The sequence below is a fragment of the Terriglobia bacterium genome, from assembly GCA_020073085.1.
Classification (GTDB): Bacteria; Acidobacteriota; Terriglobia; order JAIQFV01; family JAIQFV01; genus JAIQFV01.
The window spans coordinates 23,336-29,519 of the sequence record JAIQFV010000037.1; the positions used below are offsets into that span (position 1 = coordinate 23,336).

Annotated in this window: 5 protein-coding genes; all 5 read left to right on the forward strand. The window is 58.7% G+C overall.

Annotated features, from left to right (window positions below; genetic code table 11):
* Nucleotides 1–84: 84 nt before the first annotated feature.
* A complete protein-coding gene (locus tag LAO21_21305; GenBank protein MBZ5555258.1) occupies nt 85–1,179 on the forward strand; it encodes a sugar kinase in 1,095 nt (364 codons plus the stop codon).
* A 195-nt stretch (nt 1,180–1,374) separates the two neighbouring features.
* Nucleotides 1,375–2,601: a 4-phosphoerythronate dehydrogenase gene (locus LAO21_21310; GenBank protein ID MBZ5555259.1), complete on the forward strand. Its 1,227-nt coding sequence runs from the start codon at nt 1,375–1,377 to the stop codon at nt 2,599–2,601.
* A 19-nt stretch (nt 2,602–2,620) separates the two neighbouring features.
* Nucleotides 2,621–4,069, forward strand: a complete 1,449-nt coding sequence (uxaC, locus tag LAO21_21315; GenBank protein MBZ5555260.1) for a glucuronate isomerase — start codon at nt 2,621–2,623, stop codon at nt 4,067–4,069.
* 1,154 nt (nt 4,070–5,223) lie between these two features.
* Entirely contained in the window at nt 5,224–5,598 is a 375-nt protein-coding gene (locus LAO21_21320; GenBank protein MBZ5555261.1) for a hypothetical protein, read from the forward strand.
* 59 nt (nt 5,599–5,657) lie between these two features.
* The coding region (locus tag LAO21_21325) for a hypothetical protein (protein ID MBZ5555262.1) at nt 5,658–6,184 on the forward strand (527 nt) is incomplete at its 3' end.

A 6,184-nucleotide genomic window follows, 5' to 3' on the forward strand; every position in this document is an offset into this window, starting at 1 on the left:
TGTTCAACTCTCAAAAATGAGTAAACCGTCCCAGGGAAGCACCTCTTTCCAGCGGCCGGTCACCTCCTGTACAAGGACAAAACCATGTTGAAACTCAAATCGAAATCAGATTGCCGGTGGGATCTGGTCAGTCTGGGAGAGGTTATGCTCCGGCTGGATCCCGGGGACGGCCGCGTTCACACCACCCGAAGTTTTCGCGTGTGGGAAGGCGGCGGTGAATATAATGTGGCCCGCGGGCTGAAGCGCTGCTTCGGCCTCGATACAGCGCTCGTTTCGGCGTTCGCCGACAACCCGGTAGGACACCTGATCGAGGACTTCATTTTCCAGGGCGGCGTCGACCAGTCCCACGTTAGGTGGGTACCCTATGATGGCGTCGGACGATCGGTGCGAAACGGGCTTAACTTCACCGAGCGAGGATTCGGCGTCCGCGCTGCCGTGGGCTGTCCGGACCGGGGCCACACCGCGATTTCGCAAGCCAAGCCCGGCGATTACGACTGGGACCAGATCTTCGGTCGTGAAGGGGCCCGATGGTTCCACACCGGCGGCATCTTTGCCGCCTTGTCGGAAACCACACCGCTTGTCGCCCGCGAAGCCATGCAGGCGGCAAAGCGCCACGGCGTCATCGTGTCCTACGACCTGAACTATCGCGAGTCGCTCTGGAAGGCGATCGGTGGAAAGAAGCACGCGCAGGAGGTCAACCGCGAGCTCGCTTCTTATGTCGATGTGATGCTCGGGAATGAGGAAGACTTCACCGCGGCTTTGGGCTTTGAAGTGGAGGGCGTGGATGCCAACCTGTCAAAGCTGGACCCGGAAAACTTTCGGCGTATGATCGAACGGGTGGTCGCGAAATACCCGGACCTGAAGGTCGTGGCCACCACGCTGCGCAACGCCCGCACGGCATCGGTCAACGACTGGGGAGCCGTCTGCTATTGCGATGGAAAGCTGCATCGCGCCACCAGCCGGGAAAATCTTGAGATTTACGACCGGGTTGGAGGGGGCGATTCGTTTGCCTCAGGCCTGATATATGGATTTCTCGCGGGCCGTGACCCGCAGTGGGCCGTCGAGTGTGGAGCGGCACACGGCGCGCTCGCCATGACCACGCCGGGCGACACCACGATGGTAACGCTGGCGGAAGTCGAAAAGGTCATGAAAGGGATCAGCGCTCGCGTTGCCCGCTGAATGCTCTGGTAGCCCCGCCGAGTGTTCTTTGCGACGGCGGGGGCTTTTGGTTGGATGGGCGGCCCTTATTCATCTTTCGAGGCAACGAAATGCCCCCGCCACAAATCCGCCTCGGCGGAGTGGCGGGGCTGCCAAGACTTTCCTCGCCGGACAAAACAGTAACCGCGATTCTTTGTACCTTCCCTGGTGCCTGCCATGAGAATTTTAGCCGACAAGAACATCCCCTTTGTAACCGAGGCATTCCGCGACCTCGGCGAAGTCACCGCACTGGAGACGCCCCTCATCACGAACCAGCGAGTTCGCGGGGCGGACATCCTGATTGTCCGCAGTGAAATCCCTGTGAACGAAAAGCTGCTTCACGGAACTCCGGTTCGGTTCGTGGGCTCGGCCACCGCCGGGACCGACCATATTGACACCGACTATCTCCGTGCCAGCAAGATCACGTTTGCCAACGCCGCGGGCTGCAACGCCAACTCGGTCAAGGAATATGTGGTTGCCGCGCTGCTCGCTTATGCGTCAAGGAATAGTCTGTCGCTTCGGGGCAAAACCTTGGGCGTAGTCGGCGTGGGCAACGTCGGAAGCAAGGTGGTCAAGGCGGCCGAGGCCCTGCGGATGACTGTGCTTCAGAACGATCCCCCGCTGGCTCGAATCACCGGCGATTCGCGGTTCGTTCCCATGGACGCCATTCTGGACGCCGATTTCATTACCTTGCATGTACCTTTGACCCGTGACGGCCCCGATCCCACCTATCATTTGTTCGACGAAGCGCAGTTCGGTCGAATGAAGCAGGGTGCGGTGCTGCTCAACACCTCCCGCGGCCCCGTGGTGTCCACCACGGCCCTGAAAAGTGCCTTCCGGGCGGGCCGTTTGTCGGCGGCGCTACTCGACGTCTGGGAAAATGAGCCTGGCCTTGATATCGAGGCCCTTCTCCTGGCTGCGATCGGAACGGCCCATGTGGCCGGCTATTCCATGGATGGGAAAATGGCGGCGGTTCGTATGGTGCGGGAGGCCGTGTGCCGGCACCTCGGAGTCTCATCTGCCTGGGACCCGGCGCTGTATCTCCGCTCGCCTGAACCGTCGCACATCGAACTGAACACCGCCCAGCTTGCCGATGAAACCGCTCTCCATCGAATCGTGCGGCGTGCCTATAACGTTGAGGAGGACGACGTGCGCCTGCGTGTCATCCTGTCGCTTCCCCCGCAAGCACAGGCGACGCACTTCACTCGTCTGCGGACCGGATATCCCTACCGCCGCGAGTTCTCCAGCTTCACGGTCGATTTGCCTCCGGAATATTCGAGGCTGGAATCGACCCTGTCGAGCCTCAGTTTCCCCTGCAGCACGGCGAGAAGCGGGCGTCAGCGGTTTCCAGCTCAAGCCGGGGGAGTCAAAGTGGCTCCACCCGCCATGTCGGGAAAGACATAAATACCTGAAAGGATCTCCTATGGCTTTCATCCACGAAGACTTTCTACTGCACAGCGAGAGTGCCCGGCGTTTGTACCACAAGTACGCGGCCGAGGAACCGATCTTTGATTACCACTGCCATCTCCCCGCCATGGACATTGCGGAGAATCGGGTGTTCAAGGATCTGTTCGAGATCTGGTTGGAAGGCGACCACTACAAGTGGCGGGCCATGCGTGCTAACGGCGTGCCGGAAAGCTATTGTACCGGCAAGGAGCCGCCCTTCGAGAAATTCATGGCCTGGGCCCGCACCGTACCCCAGACGCTCCGCAATCCGCTCTATCACTGGACGCACCTGGAGTTGAAACGATATTTTGGAATCGATGAAATGCTGGACGAGCACAGCGCTCCCCGCATCTGGGAACGCGCCAACGCCCTTCTGGCTACCGGCCCCCTGCATGCTCAGGGAATTCTTAAGAAGTTCCACGTAAAAGCGCTGTGCACAACGGACGATCCAACCGACGATCTCGAGCCTCATAAGAAGATGGCCGCGTCATCCCTCGAAACACGGGTCTTCCCCGCGTTCCGTCCCGATAAGGCATTCAACATCCGCCAGCCGGGGGAGTTCAACGCATGGGTCGACCGGCTGGAGAGTGTCAGCAATGTGCATATCGCGCGTTTCAGCGATTTTCTGTCGGCATTGCGCCAGCGACATGACTACTTCCATCAAATGGGCAGCCGGCTCTCGGACCATGGCCTGTCCACCTGTTACGCCGATTTCCCCTCCGAGCACACCGCGACGGAACTGTTCACCAAGGCCCGAAACGGCCAGGCGGCCTCACCGCTGGAACAGTCGCAATTCGCCTCCTTCATGATGGTGTATTTCGGGCACCTCGATGCCGAGAAAGGCTGGACCAAGCAACTGCACCTGGGCGCGCGCCGCAACTGCAATACCCGCCGCATGAACGAACTTGGCCCTGACACCGGATTTGATTCCATCGGGGACTGGCCGCAGGCCGAGTCCCTGGGCGCCTATCTCGATCGTCTGAACCAGGAGAATGCCCTGCCAAAAACCATCGTTTACAACAACAACCCCGCCGATAACTACGTGTTTGCCACGATGATCGGCAATTTTCAGGATGGATCAATCGCCGGCAAGATCCAGTTCGGGAGTGGCTGGTGGTTTCTCGACCAGAAGGAAGGCATCGAGTGGCAGATTAATGCCCTGTCGAATGTCGGGCTGCTCTCCCGCTTTGTTGGAATGATTACCGACTCCCGCTCCTTCATGTCCTATCCCCGGCACGAGTACTTTCGCCGTGTCCTGTGCAACCTGCTGGGCGCCGACATGGAGAAGGGTGAGTTGCCGGATGACGAAGCGATGATCGGACAGATGGTGCAGAGCATCTGCTATGGCAATGCACAGCAGTTTTTGGGTCTCCCGATGGAGGAGCGGTCCACGACCCATCCGGTATTTGCAGTCCGGGCGCAGTGAAGCATGGAACGCATGGAGTTTCTGCTCTAGAAGATTTCACCGGGACTCTGAAGTCGAAGGTTATGAAGTGAGTCGGGGGGAAGACTCGATTCCCGCTCCGGACAGACATCCGCACGGCGGAACGAAGTTGCCTCCGATCTTGTGCCCAGAAGGGCGGCCCGCCCCGCTCGAAGCTCTCCGGAAAATCATCCAACGGTGGGACCGAATATCCCTAGCGGTGCAAGGCGTGTTCATCCCCCGCGTTTCAACTCCGAAGGATCGATTTGTTCAGTTTCCCCCCTCAATTTATGGGTAAGAGGAACGTGCCTGACGACGCGAAGGGAAAGCTATGAGGGCTGACCCGTCCAGGTGGGTAACCCCATCTGTGCAATCCCTCACGGGGGATCGCGGTGGCAGCTCCGGGCTCTTTACGTCCCGGAGTGCAGACAGAATAAGGAAAAGGGTCAGTTCAGGCCCGTAGGGCCCCCGCCGCGGCGGGTAGCCCCACCTGTCGAAGATCCGCTCTGGCAAGAGCTCCGTCCCGTGCTTTTTGCAGGAGAGTGAGGGTGGGCACAGAATGGAGAAAAGGACCCATGTTAGGTCCGGAGGACCGACAGAGTGGAAGCCCCACCTGAGCTCCGCGTTCTGTGCGGAGCGAGGGTGGGGACAGCATGAGAAAAATGATATGGCCTCAGGCCCGTCGGGCCGAAAGACTGTAGCCCCGTCTGAGCCTCGCGCTTTTTCCTTTTGCGGGGCGAGGGCGGGGTACCCATGAGAGAAAATGTGAGAGCCCCGCTTGCGGGGCGAAAGAGTTCTCCGGCGGGAGCTTAATACTTCCCTTCTATTCTCATCGACAGGAAAGATTCATAAAGAAGCGTCGGACGTCCTGAGGTGACCTCAGTTTATCCTGGTTCATACGAAACTAATTCCCTTCAACAATGCTGCCCTGATAATCAGATTAGAGCATCTTCATGCAATCCGGACAGATGCCGTGACTGAATTCCACCTCAGCAGGGCTCCTGATATAGCCTTCAATCCGATTCCAATACCCCCGGTCATCTCTTATCTTTTCCAGAAGAACGAATGGGGTCGCGGCAGTGGCACCACAGGTCGTGGAAAAGATGAAGCGAGAATGCTGGCCACAATTCGTCAATCGACGCAGGGGTTGGGGCTCCATGAGCCACATGGTCATGCCATCCGGCGCTACGGTCGATTATGCGTACTTCCTTGACGCATTATCTTCCCTGCCCGGCCCTGTCGTAGGCATACAGACGGCTCAGGAGGCGATTATTCGCAAGACGCTCACCCATGACGGGACCAGCGACGTTTGGACTTACGACATTAGTGATGGGAGCAGCAGTATTACCAACCCGGACGGATCCACCGTGGACGAGACCTCCCTCACGCACGACATGGCACTTCCCCTTTCCCTGGGAGAATCTGGATCCTTCGAGGGCCTCACTTATCGGTCCAGCCAATCTGACAAAAGGATCGTCGAACGCCATTGGACGCATCTGAACTTTAGGAATACGACTACAACGGCAACCTGAACACCGAAACGGACTACGATTGGTTTGATCCGTCCCTGGTCACTCGCGACGCCCAGGGGGTGCCGACGGGCGTTCCCGGCAGCCCTCAGGTGATTCGCACAATATTGAAGACTTACTACAATCCCGCTCAGAGCGGACCTTCGGGAAATGTCTATGCTCACCGATCCATTGTCTCGGCCACTCCCCTGATCCTGAATGCCTTACGCAGTGTAGATGTGGGGACCAGCTCCACCCAGTTCAGTTATGACAACCAACCGTTCGAAACCCCGCCCACACGCGGCAACCTCTCCCGGGAGAGTCGTTGGGATAGTGCCCACAACCAATGGGTTACAACACAGCACGCCTACGACAACTATGGCAACCGGACCTCCACCACAGATCCGCTCGGCCATAGCGCTGCATATTATTATGAAGACTCGACCCATGCGCTGCCCACGAGTGTGGTCGGTGCGCTGAATGAAACGGTAGCACAGACGACCTACACCGCTTACGACTATTCGACCGGGCGGGTGACGAGTCAGACCGATCCCAATGGCAATGTGACAGCCACGGAGTACACCAACCAAATGACGGGCGCCCCGGACCC